The sequence below is a fragment of the Streptomyces hygroscopicus genome (assembly GCF_026168105.1).
Taxonomy (GTDB): Bacteria; Actinomycetota; Actinomycetes; order Streptomycetales; family Streptomycetaceae; genus Streptomyces; species Streptomyces hygroscopicus_D.
The window spans coordinates 66,340-92,779 of sequence record NZ_LBMW01000001.1 but is presented as its reverse complement, the minus strand read 5'-3'; the positions used below and the strand labels follow the sequence as shown (position 1 = coordinate 92,779).

Below are 26,440 nucleotides of genomic sequence, written 5' to 3'. Positions count from 1 at the left end.
CGCGGGTCACCGTCCGCGGCCGCGTCATCGCGCTGGACCCGTGTTGCCGCCTCCGCCTGCCCGGCGGGATGCGACCTGTGCGCGACGGGAGCGCAACGGATGGGGCGTGCCGTCGGGCGTCGAATGCTCCGGTCCCGGATCCGGCAGCGTCCGGGAGAACGTCAGGGCAGGGTCAGGATGCGGGGTCCCTGGTCGGTGATGGCGACGGTGTGCTCGATGTGGGCGGCCCGGCTGCCGTCGGTGGTGCGCAGGGTCCAGCCATCGATATCGGTGCGGTAGGTGTTCTGCCCGCCGGCCATGAGCATGGGTTCGATGGCGAGGACCAGGCCGTGGCGGAGGGGGAAGCCGCGGCCGGGGCGGCCGCGGTTGGGGACATGAGGGTCTTCGTGCATGCGGCGTCCGATGCCGTGGCCGCCGAAGTCGGCGGGCATGCCGCAGCCCGCCTTGCGGGCGACCGTGTCGATGGCGTGGGAGATGTCGCCGATGCGACTGCCCACCTGGGCGGCGGCAATGCCGGCGTCGAGGGCTTGCTGGGTGGCGTCGATCAGATCGAGGTCGCCGGGGCGTGGCGTTCCGACGGTGAAGGTGATGGCCGCGTCGCCGGTCCAGCCGTCGAGCTGGGCGCCGCAGTCGATGCTCACCAGGTCGCCGTCGCGCAGCCGGTAGCCGGTGGGGAGGCCGTGCGACACGGCGTCGTTGACGGACGTGCAGATCACAGCCGGGAAAGCGACCGGGGCGAAGGACGGCCGGTATCCGAGGAATGGGGAGCCGGCTCCGGCCTCGGCCAGAACTGACCGGGCGGCTTCGTCCAGTTCTTGCAGGGACACCCCAACGCCGGCTGCTTCTCGGACTGCGGCCAGGGCGCGGGCCACCACACGTCCGGCTTCCCGCATCGCGTCCAATGCGGCATCGGTCTTGATCTCCACCATGTGTTTGTCTCCCCGTAGCACCCTCGACCCAATACTTATACCGGTATTAGTATCACGGTCATGGTGAGGACTCCTTTGACACCGTGGGAACGGGAACGCGGCGAGCGGTTCGGCGCGCTGCTGCGTCGAGCGCGCGGCAGCCGCAGCATGGCGGAGGTGGCGGCCGCGGCGGGGGTTTCCGCGGAGACCCTGCGCAAGATCGAAACCGGCCGGGCCCCGACCCCCGCCTTCTTCACCATCGCGGCCCTGGCCGCCGCGCTGCACGTGTCTCTGGACGAGTTGGCGGCTGCGTGCGCGCACGACCCGGACTGGCAGGAACCGGCGCTCTCGGCTTGAGGAGTGAGCAGCGCCGCACCCTGTATCGCTCAACCAACCGTCGGTGGCGCGGTCGGTGGGCAGCGCCTGACCCGTCCGTACTCGGACGGCTGGGGTCAACTCCGAAGCCGGATTTCCTGTTCAGGTGGGGAGGCCACGTTGTAAGCCTGCGGCGTAGGCGTGGCGATGCTGCCGGAGTAGAGCTGGGCACCCCCTGACCGATCGGTTGCGTGGTGAACCGGGGAACCATCCGCGGTCGCCCGAGCCGCCGTGCAGCCGAGGCGGCGGTGGGCAGGTCCGTTGCCGACTGATGGCCGTGGGTGGGGCGGAGGGCCCGTAGTAGTCGCGGGAGTAACGACCCGTCGTGGAGGCCGGGAGAGCCGGTCGCAGGACCAAGAGGCCGGCAAGTCAGTGGCTGAAGTGCTGGAATGTCAGGAGCGTCGCCGGTGAATACCGACGAGCTGGAGCGCGCCTTGTATGAGGCGGAAGCGCCGGTACTGAAGATCCAGACCAGGCTGCACCGTTGGGCTCAAAAAGGGGCCCCGGACCGATCATGGTCCGGAGCCTTTGACACCTACTGCGGACACCGCGATCCGCGACCTGCCGGGACTCAATCGTTGCGGGCACTTCTCGGTCCGCGCTACTCAGTGGCGTTGAGCACCGGTCCGGCGCCCATCACCGCGGGCGATGTCAGACGGTCAGGACGATCTTTCCTCGCGTGTGGCCCGCCTGGCTCAGGCGCCACGCCTGAGCCGCCTCGGCCAGTGGCAGTGCGTGCTCCACGGGCACCGTGAGCTTGCCCGCGTCGGCGAGGTCGGCGAGGGCCGCGAGGTCGGCCGCGTCCGGGCGGACCCACACATAGTGGCCGCCCTTCGCTCCCGCCTCGCCATCGGTGATCGACGCGACCCGGTCGCGCTTCGTGAGCAGCTGTTGCGACACATCCACTGCTCCGTCGCCGACGAAGTCGAGGGCCGCGTCCACGCCGTGGGGCGCCAGTTCCCGTACGCGCTCGGCGAGCCCGTCCCCGTAGGCGACCGGCTCCGCGCCGAGCTCACGGAGGAAGCCGTGGTTGCGTTCGCTTGCGGTGCCGATCACCCGGGCGCCGAGCGCGACGGCGATCTGGACGCCGAGCGAGCCGACACCGCCCGCCGCGGCGTGGATCAGCACGGTCTCGCCCTTGCCGAGGCCGACCCGCTTAATGCTCTGGTAGGCGGTGAGCCCCGCCAGCGGCGCCCCAGCGGCCTGCTCCCAGCTGAGCGCGGCGGGCTTCCTGGCCAGGGTCCGGACGGGCGCGGAGACAAGCTCGGCGTACGTCCCGTTCTGCGCCCAGTCCTTGCGGACGTAGCCGAAGACCTCGTCCCCCACGGCGAACTCGCCGGCGTCGAAGCCGACCCGTTCCACGACGCCCGCGACGTCCCAGCCGGAGATCAGCGGGAACCGGACCTCCATGATCGGATCCAGGTACCCGGCGGCAAGTTTCCAGTCGACGGGATTGACCCCCGCCGCCTTCACACGGACGAGGACCTCGCCGGGCGCCACCTTGGGATCGGGCAGGTCAATCAACCGCAGGTCTTCGGACGAGCCGTACCGTTCGAGTGCAATGGCCTTCATGATTCAACCGTGGCTTTCCGGACAGTCGGCGCGTCCCTGCCGAGGGGGATGACTGCCGCGCGTGAGGTCGGGTAGCTGAGTGCTTTCTGCCTCGAATCTAAAACCGCCGACGTATCCGCACCAATGGAAACACCGGTATCAGGCATCGATGAACCGATGCCTGTTACGGGGACGGACGGCCGGTGGGTGCCATGCGGATCTCGTGGGCTCGACACCGTGAGCGATCAGGACACCCGTGGGTCCGGTCCACTGGACCTCAACCTGCTGCGCACCTTCCTCGCAGTACACCGCCTGGGATCCTTCACCGCCGCCGCGCGTCGGCTGGGACTGTCGCAGTCCACCGTCACCACGCAGATCCGGGTGCTGGAGAATCACCTGAGCCGTGAACTGGTCGAACGCCGGGCGCGCGGTGTCACCCCACTGCCTCATGCCCACGAGCTCGCCACGCAGCTGTCGGTTCCCCTGGACCAGCTGGCCGCCATCACCGGCGGGAGGGGCCGAGCGACCACCCGGCGCCGGTGCACCTGGCTGGGCCCGCGGAGTTCCTGGGCGGCGCCGGCCTCAAGGTACTGGCCCCGCTGATCGCGCAGGGAGTCCGGCTGCGGATGGCCATCGGACTGACCGAGCCGCTGCTCGAAGAACTGCGGGCAGGACGCCACGACCTCGTCGTCGCCACCCGCCGGCCCAGTGGCCGGACGCTGCACGCCGAACTCCTCGCGGACGAGGAGTTCGTCCTGGTCGCCGCCCCGGCATGGGCCGAACGGCTCAAAGGGCAGGAGCTGGCCACTGCCCTGGATGGCCTCCCCTTGATCGCCTACGCCGAGGACCTGCCCATCGCCCGCCGCTACTGGCGCCATGTCTTCGACCGCCGCCTGCACGCCCAGGCCGCGATCACCATCCCCGACCTGCGCGGCGTCCTCACCGCTGTCACCGCCGGCTCCGGCTGGAGTGTCCTGCCCAGCTACCTGTGCCGCACCGAAATCGCCTCCGGCGCCCTGCAACTGCTCCACCAGCCGGAGGACCCACCCATCAACACCGCCTACCTCGTCCAACGCCCGGGCACCCCCACCAACCCACACCTGATCCTTGTCCGCGAGCACCTGCTGGCCGCCGGCAAGACCTGGCGAATCGGCCCAGCGGCTCCGTGACCCGCATCGACGCACAGGGAGCCCGACCTGAAGGGGCCCTCCGCTGATTCATGGGGTTGGCCAGCCTGACCTGCCCAAGGTGGCCGACCGAACTGAAAAGTGTGCAACATGCAGGATCCGACAAGGACTTGCGAGGGACCGGGTCCTTGGAGCGCCCGCGTACGAGAGCGCCTTGAAGCGGCCCGCGGTACCCAGCGGCCGCCAAACGGATCCGCTTACGCCGAACCCGTTCCTCCGCGGTCAGCCCGGCACGATCGGGATACCTCACCCCTCTGTATAACGCGGCCCACGACAGCCGTCACGCCCCGACGTAACCCGCACCGTTAAAGGTCTCCAGTGATGTCAGGAGTTCCCAGCAGGCCGACGAACTTCTTCATGGCCTTCTCGGCGGACCGTTGCTTGATGAGTCCTTCCTTGGCGGCGGTTCGGATCTTGAGTGCAGTGCTACGTCCTCCACACGCGGTCAGCTTGACGGTGATCACAACTGGATTCAGGTTACTGACCCCGCCGCCTGCAATTGCTGTGATCTTGTTTTGTCCAATCATGGCTTTGAGTGAATTTTGAACAATGGGATGCCGCATTTCAGTAAGAACATCTTGAACTCGCTCGGCGGCCGCGCTCAGCGGCAGATGCAAGGTGAGTTCTGCCTCCTGGGACACTGTTTTTAGGAACCTGGCTGTGAACCGCGACCCGAGTCGGCCGCCGAAGCCTCCCCCAGACCCACCCCCAATTGCATTCCCCAGCGCACCCCCAGCGGCACCGACCTCACCGAGAGCGCGGGCCAGAATCTCATCCTCGTCCTCCACCATTTTCCTCCTGTCCTGAGTAGATAGGAGAGACGAGCCTATATGTTGCTTGGTATTTTTGTTGAGTGCCGCGCGGTATCAAGTGGGCGGTGCGGAGGGGCTCTGGGCAGAAGCCGGCATGGGGCGAGAGATCGGCGCCCGTCCGCTTATGCGGACCCGGGCTGGCTCTTCGCCTGCCCGCAATAGCCCGATCAGGGCGCCGATCTTCGAGGCTCGCCCCATGACGGCTGCCTAAGACGTCGTTGCGTTTGGCGAGCGGGCTGGTCTCAGTGCTCAGGCAGGCGGGTGCCGACGATCACGCTGAGTCTGCTGTCATTCGCTGCTGCCGCTGGGATGCCCGGACCCCGGTATCGGGAGTCAGCCATGACCTGAGCCGACAGCGATGTCACTGCACGGTTTCGTGGAAGGCTGGGTATGAGGCTCGTCCGGGGCGGGGTGAGGAATGGAGGGCAGGGTGGACTGGAGCCAGTTCGCGCAGCAGATGGCGTCGATGGCGCGTGATCTGCTGGCGCAGGATTCGGTGAACGCCACACTTGAGCGGATCACCGCATCGGCCACCGAGCTGGTCGACGGCTGCGACGCGGCCGGAATCCTCGTGCTGCACGGCACGCAGGTGGAGACCCTCGCCCCCACTGACCAACTGGTCATCGACAGCGACCGGCTCCAAGGCCGGCTGCGGGAAGGCCCGTGCTTCGATGCCGCCCGCAGCTCGCAGGGCGAGCGGGTTTTCCGCATCGCCGACCTCACCGGCGAGCAGCAGAAGCGGTGGCCGGCCTACGCCCCCCAGGCCCATGCCCTGGGCGTGGGCAGCATGATGGGCTTCCTGCTGTTCACCGAGGACGAGGACCTCGGCGCCCTGAACCTCTACTCCCGCAAGCCCGGCGGGTTCACCGAGACCAGCGAACTGGCCGGCTGGCTGCTGGCCTCGCACGCCGCGGTCGCCTTCTCCAGCGCCCGCACCCACGCCCAGATGGAACAGGCCGTCGCCACCCGCCACATCATCGGCGAAGCCATGGGCATTCTCATGGGCGCCCGCCACCTCACCGAGGAGCAGGCGTTCGACGTACTGCGCCGCTACTCCCAGGAGAACAACATCAAACTTCGTGAGGTCGCTCGCCGCATCTGCGAACGAGGCAGCATGTGACAACCCACTGCGAGGGGCGGCTTCCCCGGCTCGGTGGCTGAACCAGACATGCCTGTACCGGGCCAACTGCCCTGGTTGGAGCGTTGCCGAACCCGGCTCTTCCCGCCACGTCCCGCGCCCGGCTGTCCCCCCGCCTCCCACGAGCGAGCCGAGGACACGGCAGTCAGGCACTGGCCCGGAGACCACTGTGGGGCCAGGGCGGAAACCGATGAGCACGGTCACGACGGCGGCCACGGCCTGACACCACCATCCATTTCAGCACTGTCACGCCGGGTGACCAGCCGACGAGGAGCAGGGGAGGGCCGCTTCGACCTCCCCAGGCGTGACGGCTCACGTCAGCGCCGCTGCCCGCGCCCTCGCCGGAGCGGCGTCCACCGGTGGGGCGGCCGTGAGCAGCAGCGCCGTACTGGGCAGCAGTGTGCACACCACCGCTGTGGCCCTGAAACGTCGCCCTCCACGTCGTCTGCCGGAGCCTGTGGGTCGGCCGGAGCGAGAGCATGAGAGGAGACAGTCCCGCCGTCTGTCGTTCCGGGCCCGGCCACCGACCGCTGACGCCGATGCCACAGGGGACGGCAGAGTCCGCGGGTACGAGCGTTCATCTGCGGGTGCACCTCTCCTCACAGCGAAGTCCCGCCGCACCCCTGGGAGAACCCACAAGTAGGGCAGGACACCACGTACTACTGACCTTTCCGTTGGGATGTCACCCCGACAGCCCAACGGAAAGGTCAGTAGCGGTGTGGGTTGCGTCCCGCCGTGGCGGCCGCGGCGCGGTCCCGGCGTAGGCAAACCTCGCCGGCACCTCCTCGGTCGCACCCCCTCAGCCTGACGACTTCTCGATCGCGCCTGGCGGGCACCGTGGCCCAGCATCGGGATCGGGCGGCGCCCGGTCGGGTCATGCTCGGGTGAGCACGAGCTTCTTTCCGCCGGTCCGTCCGGTGACCACCCGGGCGAACGCAGCGGGTCCTTCGCTCAGCAGCAGGGGTTCCGGTGCGAGTTTCAAGGTTCCCGCGGCGGCCTGCTCCGCCAGCTGGACAAGCTGAGTGGCGTTGGGCTCGACGTAGAGGTCCCAACTCGTGATGCCTCGTTCCTCCGGAGGCGCGTCCGAGGTCAGGGAGCACAGTCGGCCGCCGTCCCGCACCAAAGGCAGGGCGGCGTCCGCCGTGCTGGTGGCGATGATGAGGGCGGCGTCGAACCCGCCGCGTACCTTGGCCGACCAGTTCGGGTCGTGGTAGTCGACGACCTCCATCGCTCCCAGACCGAGCAGGCGCTCTGCGGCGGCAGTAGACGCGGTCGCGGTCACCTCGATGCCCTTGGCCGCGGCGAGCTGGATGGCCAGGGCTCCAGTGGCCCCGCCTCCGTTGGTGATCAGGAGCCGCTGTCCTCGGCTGAGGTCCAGCCTCTCCAGGGCCTGCAACGCGGTGAGTCCGTTGACCGGCAGCGCCGCCGCGTGCACGGCGTCCAACCCGGGTGGGCAGGCTGCAGCGTGATCCGCGTTGATCAGAACGCGTTCGGCCCAGAAGCCGCTCCCCCCGGGCAGCGGCGCCTCGTGCGAGAGCACCCGGTCGCCTACGGCAAACCCGGTGACACCCGCGCCGACGGCCAGCACCTTGCCCGCGCCCTCCACTCCCAGCGCCGCCGGGGGCCGCAGCCCCACGTCCCAGCCAGCGCCGTTCAGCAGTTGGTCCCACGGGCCGACCCCGGCCGCCTCAACCGCCACCAGGATCTGACCGGGCCCGGGAGATGACGGTTCGGGCAACTCCAGCAGGGCGACTTCCTTCTCGGCCCCGGACACTCCGCACGCCTTCACAGCAGATCATTGTCCTCTCACTCAGTCCGGCCGACCGGGAGGTACGGGCCGGAAACCCAAAGCAGGCAACCAGTGTCGACCTCGGGATCCCTTACAGATGTCGCTTGTGGTCTCAGCCGCATTGGTGTCGAGCCTGTGCAGCTGGTGATCCGGACATGTGGTCCATTTGAAGAGTGAATAGCTGGGCCAATCGTGGAATAGATCTGCACGTGGACCTTGGGTCGGGTGGGGCGTACGTCAGCGTGAGACCGTGAGGCGGCAGATCGGCCGCATCGGCACCGTGAGGCGGCGTGCCGCCAACTCGCCCTCCGCACCCGCCGACTGATCGACACCGGCACTTCACCCCCCGGCCAACCGGCAACGCGCCCGCTGCCAGCACCTGCGGACCTGCCCGCCCGGCCGTGCAGATGCTCCTGTCCCGCTGTCTCGCCGACAGCCCCCTCGAGAACATCCGCTGCGTGGCCCAGATCCGCCAACGTCACGCTGCACCAACCCCGTCCCTGCCCTCATTTGCCGCGATGGCGGCCTGAGCCTGGGACTCGCCCAGCCGGTCGCGGGCGACGCCCGGCTTCAGGATCTCGACGCCCTCGGCGATCGACTCGGTGTCCCACCGGCCGCTTTATCCGCGTATCACAGCTCAGTAACTGGCGGCTGGAGACACCAGGTCTCAGCATGATCACAAAAGAGCCACACACTCAGCGCTTCGAGAGCCCAAGTGGGAAGCTGCTCGGATGACTGAGTCCGGCTCCGCCCCTGTGCACATTGTCATGCTGGCCGTCGCCCTCCTCCTGCTGGTATTCGAGACCGCGGCGTTGTGGAGGGTGTTGGCAAAGGCCGGCCGGCCCGGCTGGGGTGCGATCATACCGATCTACAACTTGTACCTGTGGCTCAAGGTGGCGAAACGGCCGGGTTGGTGGCTGATTTTGTACCTCATCCCGGGAGTCAACATCATCGTGCACATCGTTGTGTCGATTGATGTGGCGAGGTTGTTCGGCAAGGGCACCACGTTCGGTGTCGGTTTGTGGCTGCTTCCGTGGATCAGCGTCCCGATCCTGGGCTTCGGCAGCGCTCGATACCTCGGTCCAAATCCCGCTGCATAGCCCAGCCCTGGACGATTTTCGGTGCTTTGACGAGCAACTACCTCAGCGTGCACACCCATCTACTCAGACCAGCCTCAGAGCTGCCAGCCGTCCACGAACACTCGCCTCGCTGCGCCAGTACCTTCGCGGTGGCCGGTGCCTCGGACCGTTCCTCCGCTTGATCCGTAATGCCCGACTTGATTATCGACGTTCGGCAGGGCACCCGTTCAGTGATCGCCGGGTGTGGGTACGCCTTCTCGTTGTCCCGAACTCTGCGACGAGATACAGGTGTTCACGAAGAAGCCCGGCCGGCAGATCCTCGGTGCGGGCAGCTGCCGTCGGGTGCTGGTCGCTCCAAAGTGCTCGGCCCGTCGCCCAGCTTCGGCGAGTATGTCTTCGTCCGTACGGCGGTGCCAGGGCGTCCAAAGGGTACTGCTGAGGCGTCGCGCCGCCCCTCTGTTTTCGGCAGTAGGTTGCCGACGACTCCCCGTCAGACTGCCTAAGGGCTGTCCCGTAATCACTGGTGGATCAGCGCGCGGCGTCAGATGCGGTGCATCGCAAGGCGGAGGGTCGTCCTCGTACTGGGCGTATTCGGTCGATCCGACAACGCAGCGAGGTGCCGTAGCTGTCGTCGTGCGCCCGCCGGGGATTACGGGACAGCCCTTAGCTGAGCCCGAGCCCGGCTGTCCCGGACCCGAGCAGCCGTCCGAGCGCCAGGCAGTTGGATCGTCGGTCGTCTGATGCGAGGCCGATGCCTCCACGCTGTCGCCCCGCCTCGCCCGGAGGTTGGTTCCGCTCACCGCCTCCACGTGGTCTACCTCACGTTCTAGGACGACCCTGGCGCCGACTATCTTCCGTACCACCCTGTTGGGGAGCGGGCCGAGGTCCTGGCCCAGCACGAGGGGCACTTGACGGGCGCAGCGCTGCCCTGGGCCGGACTGGCCGCTGCAGCCCGAAGCGGCTCTCTTGACGGCCGCTACTCCTGCCGCAGTCCCGCCAACCCGTTCGCTCTCCCGCCCGACCTTCTGGCCCGGGTCTTGGCAGCAGTCCGCTCGTGACCCACCTCGGCCGGAGATCGCGTAGGATTCAGTGTTTCTCAATTCGATCAACTGTTGTGGTCATCCGCCCTGTTGGAGATTTCTCCACGTCTCAGACCATGGGTGACCGCGCAGGGGGGAAGGAAGAAAGTTGATGAAGTCGACCAGTGTGCGGCGGCGTCTTGCCGGGAGCGTGGTCACTGCCCTTGTGGTCGGTGCGGGTGTTCTGGTGACCGCTCATTCGGCAGCGGCCAAGGCCAACGAGGTGGCCGTCGGCACCGTGTCGTTCCACAAACCGGATGTGCAGGTGCAGGTCATCTACTCCTGTGACCCCGGTCTGGGCCAGGAGCTCGTGGCCAACGCGACGGCGATCGACTCTATGAGCCCCGACGCCGGCAGCGCTGCGGGCGTCATCAAGAAGGACAGGCTCGTGTGCGACTACGGCAATCACACCGCGACGGTGACCTTGCACACGGCCAGTGGTACGCACTTCGCCAAGGGAGACAAGGTCAAGGTCGCCGTCTTCTACTTCGGCAAGGACGGGTCCGTCTTGGCCGACCAGACGGCCGCCGCCGTTCTGTAAGGGAATCTGTGTCCCGGGGAAGCGGCGCCTGACCAGGAGGCCCTGGGTTCGACCGGGTCGGTACCCCGCGGGGGTGCCGGCCCGTAGTCGTTGGCCCGGCTCACACCAGCGACGGCGGTGGGCCCTGTGACGGTGACTGGATCGTGCACGCCGGCAGTAGGTCACGAGGCGCCGTCTCGTCCGGCCCGGCCCCGCTGTCGCATCCCGCTCCGGCCGATCGCATGCCGATCCTGGACGGCTGCTTACTGCTCTCTTCGGGGCGTTGCCGGGTGGCGGGTGACACAACAGTTCAATGAACGAGCTTCAGGGCAGACCCCGCACGCGCCGGTGCAGCGCATGCGTGAGGGCCAGGGGCGGGGTAGGCACCTGCGCCGCGTCGCACAGGTCATGGGTGCGCAGCGGCGCTGCGGCGTATGCCTTTTTCAGGGCGCCGGCAAGCGCGGCTGGGTACCGCAGGGCGCACCGGTGGACCAGTAGGACGCGGTTGCGCATCTCCCAGGGAGTGGGCGGGCGCCGCCACAGTAGATGGCGGCAACCTCGGCGGTCAGCTCCGCGTACGCGGCGAAGCGTGTGGCGAGCTCGTCCACATCGGGCCTGGGCGGCGTGAGGTGCCGAGAGACCGCCGTCGTCGCTTGACAGTCCCCTCCTGCTGAACGTGCCCCGCAGGTTCGCGGGCGCGTACATGTGAGGGCCCGGATTGTTCGCCAGCGGCCCTCCCTGGTCGCGGTGCCTGGCCATCCACCGCCCCACGCGACCGGGCTGGGGCGGGACGGTGTCGATGACGCCGTCCCACCAGGACACCAGTATCGGGTCATAACGGCCGCTCCACGTCTGTGCGTCCTGTTCCCGTGGCGCGTCCGAGCCCTCTATCCGTAACGGGCAAGCCGGACGTCACCACCGCAGACCGGTTGCCGGCCGGCGCCATGCGCGCAACGCCAAGAGCACCGACGTATGGGGGCGGGCACCAGAGCCTCGGCCGGACGGGTTACGGGGGAGATCAAGGACGATATCCGCGGCTCTCCGTCCGGCTGCCCGGCATGGCGCTGGCGCCCAGATTTTCGAACCGCTCCTGGACGTTGGCCGCGAAAGCCTGCTGGTCCGCGCTATGGTAAGCCTGCCCGGTGATGCTCATGGCCACGGTGAGGACGCCGCTGATTGCCGCCCCGGGCGACGTACGTACCGGCGTGCACAGGAAGTTGAACTCCTGCGGCGAGGGGTAGTCGTACGTGGCGATCGATACCCGGGGCAACGTGGTGGGCCGGCCGGTGCGGAAGGCGTCGTCCATGGCGTTGAAGACGCCGATGGACTCCAGTCCGCCCAGCACCGTCCGGCCCGGACTGAACTGTGGAACCATCCCGAAAGCCGAGCCCTGCTTGCCGTTGGCGTAGCGCAGCAGGTGGTTGGGGCCCTCGGTGAGCATGATGGGGAAGGGTGCGCCGTCGAAGACGGCGAAGAGCTCCTGCTGCTGAGCCAGCAGGCTGTCGCGCAGCTTGAAGTCGGACAGCAGGGTCTCGGTGAGCTCCTGCATCCTCTCGCGCAGGGTGCGGTCCCAGGCCCGGGGCTTGAAGTCGGCGACGCAGACCGTACCCAGGATCATGCCTGTGTTGTCGCGCAGCGGGGTGCCCAGGTAGGAGCGCACGCCCAGGTCATTGACGAGGGGGTTGCCCTTGAAGCGCGGGTAGTCGAAGACGTCGTCCAGGGCCAGTTGGGACCCCTGTGCCACCGCGTGGGGGCAGAAGCCGTAGTCGCCGGGCGCCTCGCGGGTGAGGTTGCTCAGGTCGAATGGTATGCCGCCGTGGTCTGGGCTCGCCGTGTCATCGGGAGGGGAGGTGGGCACGTACATGCCGCGGAACATCTGTCGCTCGTCGTTGATGAAGTTGACCATGGCCAACGGGGACTGGGTGAAGCTGGCCGCCAGTCGCGCAACCCGGTCGAAAGTGTCCTCCGCCTCGACGGTGTTGAGGCCGAGAATCTGCAGTCGCCGTCGGCGCTGCTCGCCCGCAAGCCGGGCCTGCTCAGATGACAGGGGATACATGACGTCAGATGAAATCAGAATCCCGGCTTCCGTGGGTCGCCACGCCTGCTAATTTCCGTATCACTTGTCTCGTGTTCAACGCGCCGAAGGGTCGCGGACTTCGCTGATCGCCCGTGGGCCCCTCGTGGGGACCAACCCGAGAGCCTGTCCAATAATTTGAAGGTTTCAACCTCCGGCGATCACTTCCCGCCAATCCTCGGGTGGCATTCGAGCGGAGACCGCAATGCGTACGACAATCGTGCGGCGGTCTGGTTTTAGATGCTGCTGCGTTGAGCCTGGCATTCCGTCGAGTAACCGAACGGTGGTTCGAATTGCTGGCGTGCGTCGGGTGGGGCGCGTTCTGCCGATGTGGTCCGTTTCCAACGACGTCGTGCGATGCACCTGCGAGAGAGGGCACAGCGGGGTGGGGCAAGTACGGTTCGACCTGCGATCTGCCCGCCGCGAGCGGCAGCGGCAGAGCCGATTCGCTCAGGGCGCCGCCCGCGCATTCACGCCAAGATCCACGCCGCTCCCGGCGGCTCGGCCTCCCTTCGTGGATGAGGGGCTCGCCGACCCGTTCAGGGAAGTCCCCTGTCAGGCGGATGAACCCGGCACAGCGACGTGACGGGGCCGGAAGGCAACCGTCCTTTCCGCCCGGAACCGGGGGACGGGCGGTACGGCGACCGAAAGGAGGCCGCGCACGCCCGCGACGCCGACCTCAGGAACGCCGCGAAGCCGCGCCGGCCCTCTCAAGATCGTGCGGCAAGGGCAACCGCCCCATCTCGTACGGACGTGGCGAAGCATCGAAGGAGTGGACGTCATGAACAGGTCGGACGCGGACGCCCGGTCGGTGGCGGTGATCGGCATGTCCTGCCGGCTCCCCGGCGCGTCGACCACCGACGAGCTGTGGGCCCTCCTGAAGGACGGCGTCGACGCCACCAGCGAGACCCCCCGTGAACGCTACGACACGGACGCGCTCCCCATAGCCAGCCCCCGTGCCGGGCATTTGGAGCGGATCGCCGAGTTCGACGCCGATTTCTTTGGCATGTCCGCCACCGAGGCGGCGGAACTCGACCCGCAGCAGCGGCTGTTGCTCATGACCACCTGGGAGGCGCTCGAGGACGCGGGGCTGCGTCCCGACCTGCTGGCCGGAACCCGCACCGGCGTGTTCGTGGGCAACGCCCGCGCGGACTACCTCGAGCTGTCCCTGCGGCAGGGACCGGAGGGCGCCACTGCCTCGCAGCTGAACAACTTCCGCTCACTACTGCCCGCCCGGATCTCCCACACCTTCGACTTCCGCGGGCCCAGCCTTGTCGTGGATACAGCGTGCTCATCCTCCCTGGTCGCCGTCCACCAGGCCGTGCAGAGCCTGCGCGCCCGGGAGAGTCCCCTGGCCCTGGCCGCGGGCGTGAACATCAAGCTCCGCCCCGACGAGGCCCTGGTGATGACCCAGGCGGGTGGCATGGCCGCCGACGGCCGCAGCAAGTTCGGCGACGCAAACGCCGACGGCCACGCCCCCAGCGACGCGGTGGCGGTCGTCGTCCTCAAACGGCTGACGGACGCACTGGCCGACGGCGACCGCGTCCGGGCCGTCATCCGGGGCAGCGCCGTCGGCAACGACGGCCGCACGAGTGACTCCGTGCTCAACCCCTCCCTGGAAGGCCAGATCGAGGTGCTGCGCTGGGCCTACGAGGACGCCGCCATCGATCCCGCAGAGGTCGACTACGTCGAGGCGCACGGCTCCGGGGCACCCGCACTCGACTCCATGGAACTGACGGCGCTCGGACGGGTCCTGGGCGAGGGCCGCCCCGCAGACCATCCGCTGCTCGTCGGCTCGGTCAAGACGAACATCGGGCACCCGGAGGCCGCCGGCGGAATGGCTGGGCTGATCAAGGCCGTACTCTGCCTCGAACACGGCCAGGTCCCCGCCAGCCTGCACCTGACCATGCCGAACCCGGCAGTCCCCTGGGACGAGCTGCCGGTGAAGGTGCCCCACACGCTCACCGACCTGCCGGAAGCGGGCAGGCCCACCGTCGCCGGTATCTCCGGGCAGGGCTCCTCGGCGCTCAACGCGCATGTGGTCATCCGCCGCCCCGAGCCGGTCGACACGCCAGCCCCGCCGACCGCGACCCGTACACCCCACGTCCTGGCCCTCTCCGCGCGCAGCCCTGCCGCCCTGGCGGCGCTCGCCCGCTCCTACGCCGACTATCTCTCGCCCGACGGCGCGGGATCCGCGTACCGCGTGCGCGACATCTGCTTCAGCGCGGCCACCCGTCGCCAGCACCACGCCCACCGGCTCGCGGTCATCGGATCGAGCCACGAGGAACTGGTGGCAAGTCTCACCGGTCCCCCGGGACTCGGCGGCAGGCCGCTGTCTGCTGTCGCCGACCGCTACCGCCGAGGCGAAGACGTGGACTGGATTGCTGTGTTCGGGGGCGCGGGCCACTACGTACCGCTTCCTGCCTACCCCTGGCAGACCAAGCGGTACTGGACCGGCGAACAACGGGATGACGGTGACGACCTGGCGTCCTGGGTACTGCGCGAGCACGCACGAACCGGCTTCGACGACACCTCCACCCTCACCGACATCGGCATAGACTCGCTGGCCAAACTGCGCATCGTGGTAGAGCTGACCAAGCGGTCCAGCCAGGAGGTCGACCCGGAGGAGTTCGGCAAGCTGCGCACCGTCGGCGAACTGCGCCGGTGGACGCACGCTCTGGGGGCAGCCGCCCGATGATCCAGCCTCGGACCGTCTACGACTGGTTCGCCCGCTCCGCCGACGCCTACGGCGACGATGCCGTGGCACTGGAGGTAGTGGGCGAGGGCCGGCTCACCTATGCCCGGCTGCGCGACCTGGCGGAGCGGCTCGCCTCCCGTCTGGTCGCCGAGGCCGGAGGCACCCGGCCTCGCCGCGTGGGCCTGCTCGCAAGTCGTTCGGTGACCGCATACGCGGGCTACCTCGCCGTCCTGCGGGCCGGCGCGGCCGTCGTCCCGCTCAACCCCGAGCACCCTTCGGCACGAACGGCCGACATCATGAAGGCCGCCGAGGTGGACCTCGTGCTGGCTGACGCCTCCGGGGCGGACACCGACCTGGGGGTGCCCGTCGTGTTGGTGGGCCCGCAGGAGCTGTCGCGTCTCGCGGAGGGACCCGAGCCCGATCTCCCGCACGGTAAGCACGATCCGGACGACCTCGCGTACATCATCTTCACCTCCGGATCGACCGGCACCCCCAAGGGAGTACCGGTTCAGCACCGCAACATCTCCGCCTACCTCGACCAGGTTGCCTCGCGGTACGAGATCGCGCCGGGCAGCCGGCTGTCGCAGTCCTTCGAGCTGACCTTCGACGGCTCGGTGCACGACCTGTTCGTTGCCTGGGCGGGTGGCGGCACCCTCGTGGTGCCCCAGCGCAGCCAGTTGCTGTCGCCGGTGAAGACGATCAACAACCTGCGGCTCACGCACTGGTTCTCGGTGCCGTCGCTGATCTCCTTCGCCTCCCGCCTCGCGACCCTGAAGCCAGGCAGCATGCCCACCCTGCGGTGGAGCATCTTCGGTGGCGAACCGCTCACCCTGGACGCGGCCCGGGAGTGGCGGGCCGCCGCGCCCGGAAGCCGGCTGGAAGTCCTCTACGGGCCCACCGAACTCACCATCTCGTGCACCGCGTACCGGTTCCCCGACGACCCGAACCAGTGGCCCCACACGCCCAACGGAAGCGCCCCCATCGGCACTGCATACCCAGTCTGCGACCTGCTGCTGCTCGACGAGGACGGCCAGCCGTCCGACCGCGGTGAACTGTGCGTTCGCGGACCCCTGCGATTCCCGGGCTACCTCGACCCGGCGAACAACACGGGCCGCTTCCTCACACCCGACGGGCGGCCCGGCGGCAGCGAGCCGCTGACCGACCGGCACTGGTATCGCACCGGGGACCGGGTCGCCCTGTGCGACGGGCACCTGATCCACCTCGGGCGCACCGACCACCAGGTGAAGATTCGCGGGCACCGGATCGAACTCGGGGAGATCGAGGCGGTGCTGCGGCAGCAGCCGGGAGTGCGGGAGGCGATCGTCCTCGCCGTACCCGCCGCCGACGGCGAACCAGAACTTCATGCCGCGGTCGGCGGCACCGACTGCACGTCAGACGGCCTGTACTCGGCACTGCACGAGCGGCTGCCGCCGTACATGCTGCCCCGCCGGATCACCGTCCTCGATCAACTGCCGCTGAACAACAATGGCAAGATCGACAGACGGGCCCTGCGAGAGAGACTCGGACGCTCCCGCTGACCGACGTGCGTCCGGGTCACGGCACCACAACACCTGTAGTCACCGACGTCTGTTGTGAGGCAAACCCCATGTTCGACGCCATCGTGGTCGGCGCGCGCTGCGCCGGTGCACCCACGGCCATGCTGCTGGCCCGTGCGGGACACCGGGTACTCCTGCTCGACAAGACACCCTCTGGGAGCGACACACTTTCCACCCACCTGATCCACCAGCCCGGAGTAGCTGCCCTCGCGCGCTGGGGACTGCTGGACGCGGTACGCGCCTCCGGGTGTCCGCCCCTGGACCAGGTGGTCTACGAGGTCGCGGACATCCGCCTCGAAGGGTGTGCCCGGGGTGTGGAAGGACAGCGCGCCGCCTTCGCCCCGCGCCGACACCTCCTGGACGCCGTCCTCGTGGAGGCGGCGGCCGCCGCCGGCGTCGACGTACGGGACCGCTGCCGGGTGACCGGGCTGCTGCGCGACGGAAGCGGACGCGTCGTCGGTGTGGAAGGCAAACACGACGGCCGAACCTTCACCGAACGCGCACCTCTGGTGATCGGCGCCGACGGGATGCGCTCCACCGTCGCCCACCTGGTGCAGGCGCCCCACACGGTGGAAGACCCCCGACTGACCTGTGCCTACTACACATACTGGACGGACGTCCCCGCGACGCTCGAGCTGCATGAGAGCACCGGCAGCTGGGTGGCGGCCGTGGCGACGAACGACACTGCGACCCTCGTGCTCGCCTACTTCCCGCAGTCCCGCTTCGCGGAGGTCCGCACCGACGCGCACCGCGCCTACCGCCGGCAGATCCGCGCAACCGCACCCGGACTCTACGAGCATCTCGCCGGCAAGGAGCCGGCCGAGCGGCTGTACGGCACCGGTGATCAGCAGAACTTCTTCCGGCGGGCGACCGGCCCGGGATGGGCCCTGGTGGGCGACGCGGGCCACCACAAGGACTCGATCACCGCACGTGGGATCAGTGACGCCTTCCTTCAGGCAGACAGCCTGGTGACCCACCTGGCCGGGCGGCTCGGCGGGGACCCGGGCCATCTCGACGCCGCCCTGGCTAAGTTCGAGAAGGAACGCGACGAGGCGCTCGGACCCGGTTACGAGTCCACACTCGGCGTGGCCCGACTCACCCCGCACGAACAGCGGCTCTCCCTGCTGCGGGCCGTGCAGACGGACGCCGAACTGACCGCGATCTACTTCGACATGGTGGCCGGAATCCAGACCGCAGAAGCTCTCTACACGCCCAAGCTGCTCGCCCTGCTGTGAGCTGCTTTCCCACCCTCGGGTAACGGCAGCAATTCATCCGGGCGACGGCCAGCCAACTCCTCTGCTTCTAAGGGCAGTTGCAGCAGGCAGGTGCTGACGCTGCGCGATGATCCTGATACGGTGCAGCCTGATCGCCGACCTTGATGACGGTGAGTCAAGCCGCCGCGCCGGGCCAAAAATGCGGCACCTGCACCGCCCCGACCGAACCAGTGCTTCCGCTGCCGTACGAGGAATCAGATGCCAGGCAACCGCGATCGGCGGACACGACATCGATCCGCTCCGCGCAGATCTCTGCGATTCTCGTTCGTCCTGCCCTTCGTCGTGCCTGCGGTCTGTCTCACCGGACTGTGGGGGTACACGGCGGCCGGCCTCGTCGACGAGCGCATCCAGCTGCAAGCCGACGCCGACCACGACGCGTCCATCGCCCATCCGGCCCAGGCCCTGCTGTCTGCCCTGCAGAACGAGCGCCGACAGACCGCCGTCTGGCAGGCAAGCCACACCAGCGTCGCCCGCACGGATCTCGACACCGCCCGCAAGAGGACGGACGCCGCCCTCACGGCCTACCGCCGCTCCCCGGGCCCGGACACCTCGGCCCTGCACCGCCCGGCGAAGTCGCTCGACGACGCGCTGGCTGCGCTCGCCGGCCGCCGCGACGGGATCGACGGACGCATCCTGTCCGCCCCCGACGCCTTCCAATACTTCACGGACACGATCGCCCAGAGTGTCTCCCTGGTGACCGCCGCCGTGCGCGGCGACGATGGACCCCAAGCACAGGGCGGTGTCGCCACCGCGTCCCTGCTGCAGATCACGGAGATGCTCTCGCGCCAGGACGCCCTGCTCTCGGGCGCAATGCCCTCCCGCACGATGCCCGCGACGGTCCGCACCCAGTTCGCGGAGTACCTGGCGCTCCAACGCGAGTTCCGCTCGGATCTGACCACCCGCGATCTCCCCGCAAGCGCAGCCGCCGCCTATACGCAAATCAACGACGGCACGCAGTGGACGACGCTGGGCACGGTCGGCGACTCCGTCGCCGCGGCCAAGAGCACCGCGCTACCGCCGACGGCGTCGACGTGGCCGGACGCCGCCACCGGAGTGCTCGGCGCATTACAGCAGGTGGGCGCGGACTCCCTTCAAGGGCTGGCAGACGACGCATCGGGCCGGGCCGACAACCTGCTGCTGGGCACGCTGCTGGGCACCGCAGCAACGCTGGCCGCGCTGGCCGGCGGCGCGGTGCTGGCGTTGCGCGCCCGCCGCGTCACGCTGGGCCGCGTCTGCGAACTGCAGTCTCAGGCCGAGGAGCTGACCCGCACACTGCCCCAGCTGCTGGCCCGAATAGAACAAGGCGAGCGGCTGGACACGGCCGCACGCGCACCACAGCCTCAGGGCCACATGGCCACGGACGAGCTGGGACGGCTGGCCGGTGCCATCGACCAGCTGGGCCGCGTCGCGGCCGACACCGCGATGCGCCAGTCCCGGGGCCGCGAGGGAACAGAGAAGGTCCTCGCCCAGCTCATTCGCCGCACCCAGATCCTGATCCACCGCCTCATTTCACTCCTGGACGACCTGGAACGCAAACACGAGGACTCCGACCTCCTGAAGGACATCTTCAAGGTCGACCACATCGCCACCCGTGTGAGGCGCCACGCCGAGAACCTGGTGATCCTCAGCGGATCCCCGCCCAGCCGCCGGATGACCGCACCCCTGGCGATCACCGACGTGATGCGCAGTGCCGTCGCAGAGACCGAGCAGTACACCCGCGTCAAGGTGAAGAACCTGCCCGCGGACCGGCGCGTCGCCGTCGCAGGCCGGGCCGTAGCGGACGTCACGCATCTGCTCGCCGAGCTGATCGAGAACGGCACGAGCTTCTCGCCCCCGGACACCCAGGTGTCCGTGAGCGCGACGAAGGTGGCCAAGGGTCTGGCCATCCATGTCGAGGACCACGGTCTGGGCATGCCCACCGACAAGATGGCGCACGCCAACGAACTGCTCGCCCACCCGCCCAAACTGGACATGATCTCCCTGGGCGAAGACCCGCGCCTTGGCCACTTCGTGGTCGCCCGGCTCGCCGAACGACACAAGATCAAGGTGGAGCTGCGCGATTCCGTCTACGGCGGCACACTCGTCGTCGTCCTGCTGCCCTCAGCCCTGCTGGAGGAGCACGCGTCGCCAGTCCTCGATCAGCTCACGTCGCAGGCCGCAGCAGCCCACCCCGCACTGGAAACCGAAGCCCGGCAAGACACCCCCCGCGTCGAGGGCAAGGTACTCACCGACGCGGCCGCAGGAGCGGCCGTCCGTGAGGCCGCTCCGGTGCGCTCCGGCGCAGAGGTGTTCACCCACTCCCGCCTGCCGGACTACAGCGGCTTCCCCGAGTACGGAGGAGCAGGCCTGTTGCCGCCTGCTTCGGAACATCCCCAACCGTCTCCCCAGCCGGACGCTTGGACCCCAGCCAGTCAGACGCCGGCGGCTCCGCCGCGGCACACAGCTGCGCACGCGGCTGCGCCGGGCTTCCAGCCCGCATCTCCCCGATCTCGGGCTGGACACGCCGGACCGCAGGCCGGGCCACCACGCGGCCACGAGCCCGGCGCCGGTAACCCGGCGCCCTCCGGGCAAGCGCCTGGACCAGATGCGGCACTCCCGTTGACGACTCCTCGGGCCCTGCCCCAACGGACCCGGGGAGCCAGCCTCGCGCAGCAGCTGCGCAGGGAGGCACAGGACCAGGGCCGGCCCGAGGGCAAGGAGGACAACGACGTCATCTCCCCAGATGCGTCGGCACGCGCGATGAGAGCCATTCAGCAGGGGCTGAAGCGGGCCCAGATGTCCGACACACCGGGGCCGGCCGACGCAGACGGCCAGTCGCCGGACTTCAGGGACCGCGGCGGCAACCAACTGTGAGGGAACGGTACACAATGACTGAACATGTACACCCCGGTCCGCAGCTGGACTGGCTCCTCGACGGCCTGGTGGACCGAATCCCTGAGATCCGCTGCGCCGTCGTGCTGTCCGGAGACGGCCTCCTCATCGGCAAGTCGCAGACGCTGAGCCGGGACGACGCGGAGCACCTGTCCGCAGTGAGTTCGGGCATGCACAGCCTGGCCGGGGGCGCGGCACGCCATTTCAACGGCGGTGACGTCCAGCAGACAGTCATCCAGATGGAAAGAGCGTTTCTGTTCGTCACGGCCGCGGGCAGCGGCGCCCGGCTGGCCGCGATCGCCACCGAGGAAGTGGACGCCGGGATGATGGCCTACGAAATGGGCACGCTCGTCAAACAGGTCGGCCAATACATGACTGCCGCACCCCGAGTACAGACCCCAGTCGGCGGTCCTATTCAGGATGCGTGAACCGCGATGGCTCGACGGTGCGGAGGCCGGACGTCACTTACGACCGTATGCCATCACGGGCGGGCGCACCCGCCACAGTCAGCACACCTTCACACTGATCACGCTGGTCGTCTCGCGATCCGTTCATGAGGTCGGTCACGAGCATCTGGAGCCGGAGTCCGCCCAGATCCTCGACCTCTGCCGGGATCGCGCGGTGGCCCTCGCGGAGATCGCTGCGCATCTGGACCTGCCGGTGAGCGTGGTGAAGATCCTCTGTGGGGATCTGCTCAGCGCCTCGCTCATCATCGTGCAATCGCCACCTGGGCAGGACGAACAGCCGACGGTGGACCTCATTGAAAGGGTGATGGATGGTATCCGTCAGCTCTGATCCGGTCATACCGACCGCGCTGAAGATCCTCATCGCTGGGGGCTTCGGCGTTGGCAAGACCACCATGGTGGGCTCGGTGAGCGAGGTACCCCCGCTGGAGACCGAGGAGCGCATGACCGAGGTGAGCCTCGGGGTAGACGACCTGGCCGGGGTGGAAGGGAAGGCGTCGACGACCGTCGCCATGGACTTCGGCCGGATCACCATCGCACCGGAGCTGGTGCTCTACCTGTTCGGCACACCCGGTCAGGACCGGTTCTGGTTCATGTGGAACGACCTGGCCACGGGCACCCTGGCAGCCGTCGTCCTCGCGGACACCCGCCGACTGGACGCCTCCTTCGCCTCGATCGACTTCTTCGAGGCGCGGGACATTCCCTTTGCCGTCGGGGTCAACTGCTTCGACGGGCAGCAAGACTGCACGACCGAACAGGTGCGGGCGGCCCTGGACCTCGACGCCTCGACCCCCGTCATCCTGTGCGACGTACGCAACCGCGCCTCCAGCAAGGCCGTCCTGCTCGCAGTACTGGAAGCGGCACGAGCCCAGGCTGCCGCACGCCTGACGTCCTTGAGCGGGCGCTGAGGACCGCCTCCCCGGCATGCGCGTACGCTGACTCGCCGTCGAGGGGCACCTCCTGAGATCTCTCGCGGCCTCGGTTCGATCGCCCGAGAAACCGGCAGATGGAGGAATGCCGGACGCAGTGAGGGCGGAGGGGAGCATGACGGCCGTAGCTTCGCCCCCGGCCCCCTCGGCCGAGATCAGCCAGCAGTTCGCGCACTTGTTCGATTCTAGGGGGTGGGGTCGCACTCCCGCTCCACAGGGTGCATCCGCACGTGCAGGCCTTCGCAGTCGCTCGACCACCTGCGGCCCTGGGCGAGAGCCTGGGCCCCCTCGGTCCGCATGCGCTCGCTCATCGGGAGCACACACGACTGCACGACCTCCTGCTGCCGTGCCCTGCCGAACCGGGACGCGGCCTGCTCCACACTCTGAGCCAAGGCCGCTGCGGCCTCGTCGACGGTCGCGAAATCGCTTCCCACCATCCCGTCCGTCTCCCACCCCCACGACATCCACACGCCCACAAGCCCAGCGTAGGCCGCGAGCCGACGAGCCGGGTGGACGAGCCTTGGCCGTCTGCCGTTCTGGGGGCGTGAAAGACCCGGAGCGTTACCGCTGGGACCATCCCCGCGTGTGCAGCAAGCGTTGTCACGAGGCCGGGGCAGATGGGTCACTGCGCCGCGACCAGGGCCATCGCCGCGGGGTTCTGGTACTCGCGCCACACAAACCGTCGCGGCACACCGGGCGGGGCGAACGGGATCTCGACCACGCCGTCGTCCGCCAGCACGCCGCGGCGCTTGCCGCCGAGGGCGACCCGACTGCTCTGCTCACGTTCTTCGCCGACGTCGTCGAGCGCGCGGCGGGCGCCCGCACAGTGGTCCACCTTCTCGCCGCCGGTGGCACGGACGTGGGCGTCGAACGCCAGGTCGCGGGCCTTGAAGAAGCTCTCGAAGCCCTCCTTGCGCGAGCCCAGGAGACAGGGGCTGTCCGCGCTGACGTGCGACTCGATGAAGTCGTCGCACTGCTCACCGCCGCCTGCCACGGCGCACTGGCTGCCGGATGGGCGCCCGAACCGCGTCGCCGCACCGTCGCCCGACTCCTCGGCGGGCTACGCCCCTGACCCCCTTGCAAACACACGTGCACAACCAGGCCACGTGGCACCGAACCCTCGGAATGATCCATTCCCGGCTCAGGATCTCGAGACTTTCGTGCGCAGCACCGCAGACCACGAGCCCCGGCTGCCGACCAGTTCTGAACGAAGACACCCCCACCCACCGAACAGGTACACATATTCGATCAGTGATCCGAAAGGCTCGACTGCCAGACGATGGAATGACACCGGTGGCAAGATGAGCCGATGACCCGGCCCGCACTGCACAGCTCCGTGCACTTCTTCGACGCACGCGACCTGCGCCTCGTCGAGGCGCCCCCGCCGCAGCTGTCGGCCGCACACCAGCAGGCCAGGGACGAGCTGTGGGAAGAAGCGGTCAAGGCGAATCCCGCACTGTTCGACGGGCCGGTCGTCGCATGCGCCAGAGCTGAGCAGAAAGACCCGGACACCCTGGTCCTTCACTGGACCAGGGTGACCTACCGCCACTACGCCCTGCGCTGGGTCCCTGGCGCCGCCTCTTTGCCGGCCCTCTTCGTCGCCATCCTGCAGCCCACCGAGGACGGAGCTCTCCTCGCCGGACGCATGTCGTCCTCGACCATCGCCCCCGGCCGCTGGCAGCTGCCCGGCGGCTCGGTCGACGCACCCGACGACGGCGAACAGCTCAGCAGTGCAACGCTGCGGAAGAACGCCGCCCGGGAACTTGCCGAGGAGACCGGGGTCGACGCCGTTCCCGACGACCTGGAGCTCTGGGCCGCCAGCCGCGGCAAGAACGGGAACATCGGCATCCTCTACAAAGCCCCGCCCCAGCCCCGAGCCGTTCTGCACGAGCGGTACGCGACGGTGGCGGCTACTGAACACGCAGCAGGCAGCGCCCCCGAATTCGACGAGATCGATTTCCTGTACGACCCGACTGACCTCAAGGCTCTTTCCGGACCGCGCGTGGACTTCCTCGCGCCCGTCGTTCACCGGTACCTGGGCACACCCTGACTTGATCTTCAACCTGTGCGGCGTGGCCGTGGGGTCACTGACTTCTTCGTTCGCTGTTTCTCGGTATCTGGTTTGCGGACTGTGTGCACGTCGTGTCGGGGGTGGGCCGGGTGTTCTTGCGGCCGGGTGGTCGTCCCGGACCGGGGCGGGAGGGTTTCGGTGCCCGGTAGAGAAGCAGGTGGGATTTCGCCGAGCTGATCGGCCTGGCTTTGCCTGTTCCAGCATTTACTTGCCTCAGAGTGCTGGACAAGATTTCTGCTGAGCAGCACGCCGCGGCGGGAAAAGGAGCTCGAAAAGGTGCTGGGCGTCAAAGACCGGAGTCGTACAAGAGTCAGTTCCCGGCCGATGAGATCCCCAAGAATGTCGGCGGTGTCGGTAGGTTGCCGGGGGACACCATCCTTGCCGGGCACGGACCCTGTTCCGCTCCCGAGTCCGCGTTCGGCAAGGTAGGCGGTCACCGTTCCGGGTCCGCAGCCGACGTCGAGGACAGGCCCAAGCTCGCTCACGGTGTCAGCGAAGGCGTCGATTGATGCCTTGAGCGTATGGTGGGCGCGCATCAGCCAACGACAAGACTGTGTGGCGGCCTGCCGGCGGGCTCGTGTCTTGAACTGTCATCAGTTCTCCGCGGGGTCCAGCCTGGTGGTGACCGCCAGTGGTCTCCAGAGGCGTATCGGCTCCAGCTGCCCCCAGCCGCGGAGTCCAGCTTGGCTGTGGTGACCCGGTGGTAGCCCAGAGCCTCACCACGACCGCCGGCTCCAGTGATGGTTGGCTCTGGGCAATCAACTCCTGTGAAATTCGGACATTGAGTGTCGAAAGCGTTGTCCGTAACGGGCTGAGTAGGAGACTCTTGCCCTTGACTGGAGGATTTCGCCGACATCTCCAGCAGGCACCCTCATGGCTCGCAGCGCTCGGACGCCTTCCACTGTGCCTATCGGATGGCGTTCGGGCACTCCACCAGTCTCCAGTGAAAAACCCGAAGGAGATCCATGTCCCCGAGACGCAGCCTGCTCGCGCTCGTCATAGCGGCGTTAGCGATGCTGACCATCCCAGTGATCAGCGCACCCGCGCAGGCCGCAGGCTTCAGCCCGATCAACGTCTGGAACTCGAGCCACTGTCTCGACAATGCCACCGAGAACGACTCGAAACTCCAGATGTGGTCGTGCAGCGGTGGTTCCGAGCAAAAATGGCTCGAGGGGTACAACACCCAGACCGGCCTGTTCACCTTCACCAACCAGCACACGGGACGATGCATCACCGCGCCGGCCTCCGGGTCGGGGACGGTCACAATGGAGTTCTGCAATGCCGCTGCAACCACCCAGCAGTGGCGCGTCTTCTTCGCGGACAACCCCAACGGGCCGCCCTCAGGCTGGTACGACGTTTGGCAGAACGTGTCGAGCGGGCTCTGCCTGTCGACGCCCAGCGTGCGAAACGGCACCCTCGTGCAAACAACGCCCTGTGACCCCTCCGACCAGTACGACAGGTGGCACCAGCAGTAAGAGACTCATCGCCAGGCGGGATTGCGGCTCGGTAGCCAGGGCCCGAACAGCGTCTCGTACTCTTCACCCGTCTCGACGGTGAGCACGAAGGCAGGTGCGGTGGCGGAAACCGCAGCTTGGAGGCGAGCCAGCAGGACCGGCACGGCCGCCGGCTGCAAGTCCAGTGTGTCCGCCAGGTGAGCGCGCTGAGTGTCGACCTCCGGTTCGTTTCGGAGCTCGTCGCGGCGCAGGTGATCGGCAGTCGTCCGCATGACGGCCAGGTCACCAATGCCGGAGAACTTCAGGCAGTCCCTCCAGGATGGCAGTCCGATCATGATTTCCAGGGCTTCGGCGAGGTTCAGGCCGATCAGCCCGGCCTGTCCTTCGGAACTGGCGTACAGCACGGGGCGGGCCGTCCTGGGATCACCGCACAGGAAGAACGTCCCGCCGGTGAAGTCACCGGCAACTCCTTCCAGAGCCAGTCCGGACGACAGTCGCACTGGCTCTCCGTGGTCACCACGCGAGAGATCGAACTCGCTGACCTGCCACAGCAGGTCAGCGAGGTCAGGGTCATGCCGGATCGCGTCCAGGATGTCGTCGTCCATCACGCC

22 protein-coding genes and 3 pseudogenes are annotated in these 26,440 nt (G+C 68.3%); 15 read left to right on the top strand and 10 right to left on the bottom strand.

The genetic code is table 11. The annotated features are described in order from the left end of the window. Window positions 1–161 precede the first annotated feature (161 nt). Window positions 162–929: a type I methionyl aminopeptidase gene (gene map, locus AAW14_RS00485; RefSeq protein ID WP_265558597.1), complete on the bottom strand. Its 768-nt coding sequence runs from the start codon at window positions 927–929 to the stop codon at window positions 162–164. A gap of 60 nt (window positions 930–989) precedes the next feature. Between map and AAW14_RS00480 the strand changes: the two genes are divergently transcribed. Beyond that, window positions 990–1,265, top strand: coding sequence for a helix-turn-helix domain-containing protein (locus tag AAW14_RS00480; protein WP_265558595.1), 276 nt, complete (start codon window positions 990–992; stop codon window positions 1,263–1,265). A gap of 669 nt (window positions 1,266–1,934) precedes the next feature. Here the strand turns inward: AAW14_RS00480 and AAW14_RS00475 are convergent. Beyond that, window positions 1,935–2,855, bottom strand: a complete 921-nt coding sequence (locus tag AAW14_RS00475; protein WP_265558592.1) for an NADP-dependent oxidoreductase — start codon at window positions 2,853–2,855, stop codon at window positions 1,935–1,937. A gap of 156 nt (window positions 2,856–3,011) precedes the next feature. On the opposite strand from AAW14_RS00475, the pseudogene AAW14_RS00470 reads away from it, so the two are divergent. Beyond that, window positions 3,012–4,003 (top strand): annotated as a pseudogene (locus tag AAW14_RS00470) (LysR family transcriptional regulator). 323 nt (window positions 4,004–4,326) lie between these two features. Here AAW14_RS00470 and AAW14_RS00465 read toward each other — a convergent pair. Continuing rightward, window positions 4,327–4,812, bottom strand: a complete 486-nt coding sequence (locus tag AAW14_RS00465; protein WP_265558591.1) for a hypothetical protein — start codon at window positions 4,810–4,812, stop codon at window positions 4,327–4,329. 439 nt (window positions 4,813–5,251) lie between these two features. On the opposite strand from AAW14_RS00465, the gene AAW14_RS00460 reads away from it, so the two are divergent. After that, window positions 5,252–5,953 (top strand): GAF and ANTAR domain-containing protein, encoded by a 702-nt coding sequence (locus AAW14_RS00460; protein ID WP_265558589.1) that lies wholly within the window; start codon window positions 5,252–5,254, stop codon window positions 5,951–5,953. 892 nt (window positions 5,954–6,845) lie between these two features. Here AAW14_RS00460 and AAW14_RS00455 read toward each other — a convergent pair. Next, the gene (locus AAW14_RS00455) at window positions 6,846–7,745 is read right to left on the bottom strand and encodes an NADP-dependent oxidoreductase (RefSeq protein ID WP_265558587.1); all 900 of its coding nucleotides are present in this window, start codon (window positions 7,743–7,745) and stop codon (window positions 6,846–6,848) included. A gap of 526 nt (window positions 7,746–8,271) precedes the next feature. Beyond that, window positions 8,272–8,376 (bottom strand): annotated as a pseudogene (locus AAW14_RS00450) (RNA polymerase subunit sigma); the annotation flags it as partial. 115 nt (window positions 8,377–8,491) lie between these two features. Between AAW14_RS00450 and AAW14_RS00445 the strand changes: the two are divergent. Further along, window positions 8,492–8,860: a DUF5684 domain-containing protein gene (locus tag AAW14_RS00445; RefSeq protein WP_265558585.1), complete on the top strand. Its 369-nt coding sequence runs from the start codon at window positions 8,492–8,494 to the stop codon at window positions 8,858–8,860. A 1,170-nt stretch (window positions 8,861–10,030) separates the two neighbouring features. Then, a complete protein-coding gene (locus AAW14_RS00440; RefSeq protein ID WP_265558583.1) occupies window positions 10,031–10,459 on the top strand; it encodes a hypothetical protein in 429 nt (142 codons plus the stop codon). Window positions 10,460–10,762: 303 nt separating this feature from the next. On the opposite strand, the gene AAW14_RS00435 is transcribed toward AAW14_RS00440, so the two are convergent. Both AAW14_RS00435 and AAW14_RS00430 read right to left on the bottom strand, forming a co-directional pair. Further along, window positions 10,763–10,951, bottom strand: a complete 189-nt coding sequence (locus AAW14_RS00435) for a hypothetical protein (RefSeq protein ID WP_265558581.1) — start codon at window positions 10,949–10,951, stop codon at window positions 10,763–10,765. 505 nt (window positions 10,952–11,456) lie between these two features. Next, window positions 11,457–12,494, bottom strand: coding sequence for a GAF domain-containing protein (locus AAW14_RS00430; RefSeq protein WP_265558579.1), 1,038 nt, complete (start codon window positions 12,492–12,494; stop codon window positions 11,457–11,459). 799 nt (window positions 12,495–13,293) lie between these two features. On the opposite strand from AAW14_RS00430, the gene AAW14_RS00425 reads away from it, so the two are divergent. The 7 genes from AAW14_RS00425 (at window position 13,294) to AAW14_RS00395 (ending at window position 22,283) form a co-directional block, all read left to right on the top strand. Then, entirely contained in the window at window positions 13,294–15,210 is a 1,917-nt protein-coding gene (locus AAW14_RS00425) for a beta-ketoacyl synthase N-terminal-like domain-containing protein (protein ID WP_265558577.1), read from the top strand. Next, on the top strand, window positions 15,207–16,748 hold the full coding sequence (locus AAW14_RS00420; RefSeq protein ID WP_265558575.1) for an amino acid adenylation domain-containing protein: 1,542 nt from the start codon (window positions 15,207–15,209) through the stop codon (window positions 16,746–16,748). The genes AAW14_RS00425 and AAW14_RS00420 overlap by 4 nt, the downstream gene beginning before the upstream one ends. Before the next feature lie 68 nt (window positions 16,749–16,816). Continuing rightward, entirely contained in the window at window positions 16,817–18,001 is a 1,185-nt protein-coding gene (locus AAW14_RS00415; protein WP_265558572.1) for an FAD-dependent oxidoreductase, read from the top strand. Between the two features lie 321 nt (window positions 18,002–18,322). After that, a complete protein-coding gene (locus AAW14_RS00410; RefSeq protein WP_265558570.1) occupies window positions 18,323–20,893 on the top strand; it encodes a nitrate- and nitrite sensing domain-containing protein in 2,571 nt (856 codons plus the stop codon). 14 nt (window positions 20,894–20,907) lie between these two features. Beyond that, complete coding sequence (locus tag AAW14_RS00405) at window positions 20,908–21,339, top strand: roadblock/LC7 domain-containing protein (RefSeq protein WP_265558568.1); 432 nt, start codon at window positions 20,908–20,910, stop codon at window positions 21,337–21,339. Next, entirely contained in the window at window positions 21,332–21,706 is a 375-nt protein-coding gene (locus AAW14_RS00400; RefSeq protein WP_265558566.1) for a DUF742 domain-containing protein, read from the top strand. Before AAW14_RS00405 ends, AAW14_RS00400 begins: the two co-directional genes overlap by 8 nt. Further along, window positions 21,687–22,283, top strand: a complete 597-nt coding sequence (locus AAW14_RS00395; RefSeq protein WP_265558565.1) for a GTP-binding protein — start codon at window positions 21,687–21,689, stop codon at window positions 22,281–22,283. The genes AAW14_RS00400 and AAW14_RS00395 overlap by 20 nt, the downstream gene beginning before the upstream one ends. Before the next feature lie 206 nt (window positions 22,284–22,489). Here AAW14_RS00395 and AAW14_RS00390 read toward each other — a convergent pair whose 3' ends face one another. Next, a complete protein-coding gene (locus tag AAW14_RS00390; protein ID WP_265558563.1) occupies window positions 22,490–22,741 on the bottom strand; it encodes a hypothetical protein in 252 nt (83 codons plus the stop codon). On the opposite strand from AAW14_RS00390, the gene AAW14_RS39650 reads away from it, so the two are divergent. Both AAW14_RS39650 and AAW14_RS00380 read left to right on the top strand, forming a co-directional pair. Further along, window positions 22,651–23,376 carry a hypothetical protein gene (locus AAW14_RS39650; RefSeq protein WP_416223223.1) on the top strand — a complete coding sequence of 242 codons (726 nt, stop codon included), beginning with the start codon at window positions 22,651–22,653 and terminating at the stop codon, window positions 23,374–23,376. The genes AAW14_RS00390 and AAW14_RS39650 overlap by 91 nt on opposite strands. A gap of 237 nt (window positions 23,377–23,613) precedes the next feature. Then, window positions 23,614–24,354 (top strand): NUDIX domain-containing protein, encoded by a 741-nt coding sequence (locus tag AAW14_RS00380; RefSeq protein WP_265558559.1) that lies wholly within the window; start codon window positions 23,614–23,616, stop codon window positions 24,352–24,354. Between the two features lie 401 nt (window positions 24,355–24,755). Here the strand turns inward: AAW14_RS00380 and AAW14_RS00375 are convergent. Further along, a pseudogene (locus tag AAW14_RS00375) lies at window positions 24,756–24,911 on the bottom strand (class I SAM-dependent methyltransferase); the annotation flags it as partial. Window positions 24,912–25,340: 429 nt separating this feature from the next. Between AAW14_RS00375 and AAW14_RS00370 the strand changes: the two are divergent. After that, window positions 25,341–25,850 carry an RICIN domain-containing protein gene (locus tag AAW14_RS00370; RefSeq protein ID WP_265558556.1) on the top strand — a complete coding sequence of 170 codons (510 nt, stop codon included), beginning with the start codon at window positions 25,341–25,343 and terminating at the stop codon, window positions 25,848–25,850. A gap of 5 nt (window positions 25,851–25,855) precedes the next feature. Here the strand turns inward: AAW14_RS00370 and AAW14_RS00365 are convergent, their stop codons facing one another. Next, window positions 25,856–26,437, bottom strand: coding sequence for a hypothetical protein (locus tag AAW14_RS00365; RefSeq protein WP_265558554.1), 582 nt, complete (start codon window positions 26,435–26,437; stop codon window positions 25,856–25,858). Window positions 26,438–26,440: the final 3 nt, after the last annotated feature.

Bases quoted from the DNA above. Each gene is read 5' to 3' on its own strand.
- AAW14_RS00380 (WP_265558559.1), top strand. From the start codon at position 23,614: ATGACCCGGCCCGCACTGCACAGCTCCGTGCACTTCTTCGACGCACGC.
- AAW14_RS00430 (WP_265558579.1), bottom strand. From the start codon at position 12,494: ATGTATCCCCTGTCATCTGAGCAGGCCCGGCTTGCGGGCGAGCAGCGC.
- AAW14_RS00420 (WP_265558575.1), top strand. From the start codon at position 15,207: ATGATCCAGCCTCGGACCGTCTACGACTGGTTCGCCCGCTCCGCCGAC.
- AAW14_RS00475 (WP_265558592.1), bottom strand. From the start codon at position 2,855: ATGAAGGCCATTGCACTCGAACGGTACGGCTCGTCCGAAGACCTGCGG.
- AAW14_RS00370 (WP_265558556.1), top strand. From the start codon at position 25,341: ATGTCCCCGAGACGCAGCCTGCTCGCGCTCGTCATAGCGGCGTTAGCG.
- AAW14_RS00405 (WP_265558568.1), top strand. From the start codon at position 20,908: ATGACTGAACATGTACACCCCGGTCCGCAGCTGGACTGGCTCCTCGAC.
- AAW14_RS00460 (WP_265558589.1), top strand. From the start codon at position 5,252: ATGGAGGGCAGGGTGGACTGGAGCCAGTTCGCGCAGCAGATGGCGTCG.
- AAW14_RS00425 (WP_265558577.1), top strand. From the start codon at position 13,294: ATGAACAGGTCGGACGCGGACGCCCGGTCGGTGGCGGTGATCGGCATG.
- AAW14_RS00440 (WP_265558583.1), top strand. From the start codon at position 10,031: ATGAAGTCGACCAGTGTGCGGCGGCGTCTTGCCGGGAGCGTGGTCACT.
- AAW14_RS00465 (WP_265558591.1), bottom strand. From the start codon at position 4,812: ATGGTGGAGGACGAGGATGAGATTCTGGCCCGCGCTCTCGGTGAGGTC.
- AAW14_RS00480 (WP_265558595.1), top strand. From the start codon at position 990: ATGGTGAGGACTCCTTTGACACCGTGGGAACGGGAACGCGGCGAGCGG.
- AAW14_RS00415 (WP_265558572.1), top strand. From the start codon at position 16,817: ATGTTCGACGCCATCGTGGTCGGCGCGCGCTGCGCCGGTGCACCCACG.
- AAW14_RS00400 (WP_265558566.1), top strand. From the start codon at position 21,332: ATGCGTGAACCGCGATGGCTCGACGGTGCGGAGGCCGGACGTCACTTA.
- AAW14_RS00390 (WP_265558563.1), bottom strand. From the start codon at position 22,741: ATGGTGGGAAGCGATTTCGCGACCGTCGACGAGGCCGCAGCGGCCTTG.
- map (WP_265558597.1), bottom strand. From the start codon at position 929: ATGGTGGAGATCAAGACCGATGCCGCATTGGACGCGATGCGGGAAGCC.
- AAW14_RS00395 (WP_265558565.1), top strand. From the start codon at position 21,687: ATGGTATCCGTCAGCTCTGATCCGGTCATACCGACCGCGCTGAAGATC.
- AAW14_RS00435 (WP_265558581.1), bottom strand. From the start codon at position 10,951: ATGCGCAACCGCGTCCTACTGGTCCACCGGTGCGCCCTGCGGTACCCA.
- AAW14_RS00445 (WP_265558585.1), top strand. From the start codon at position 8,492: ATGACTGAGTCCGGCTCCGCCCCTGTGCACATTGTCATGCTGGCCGTC.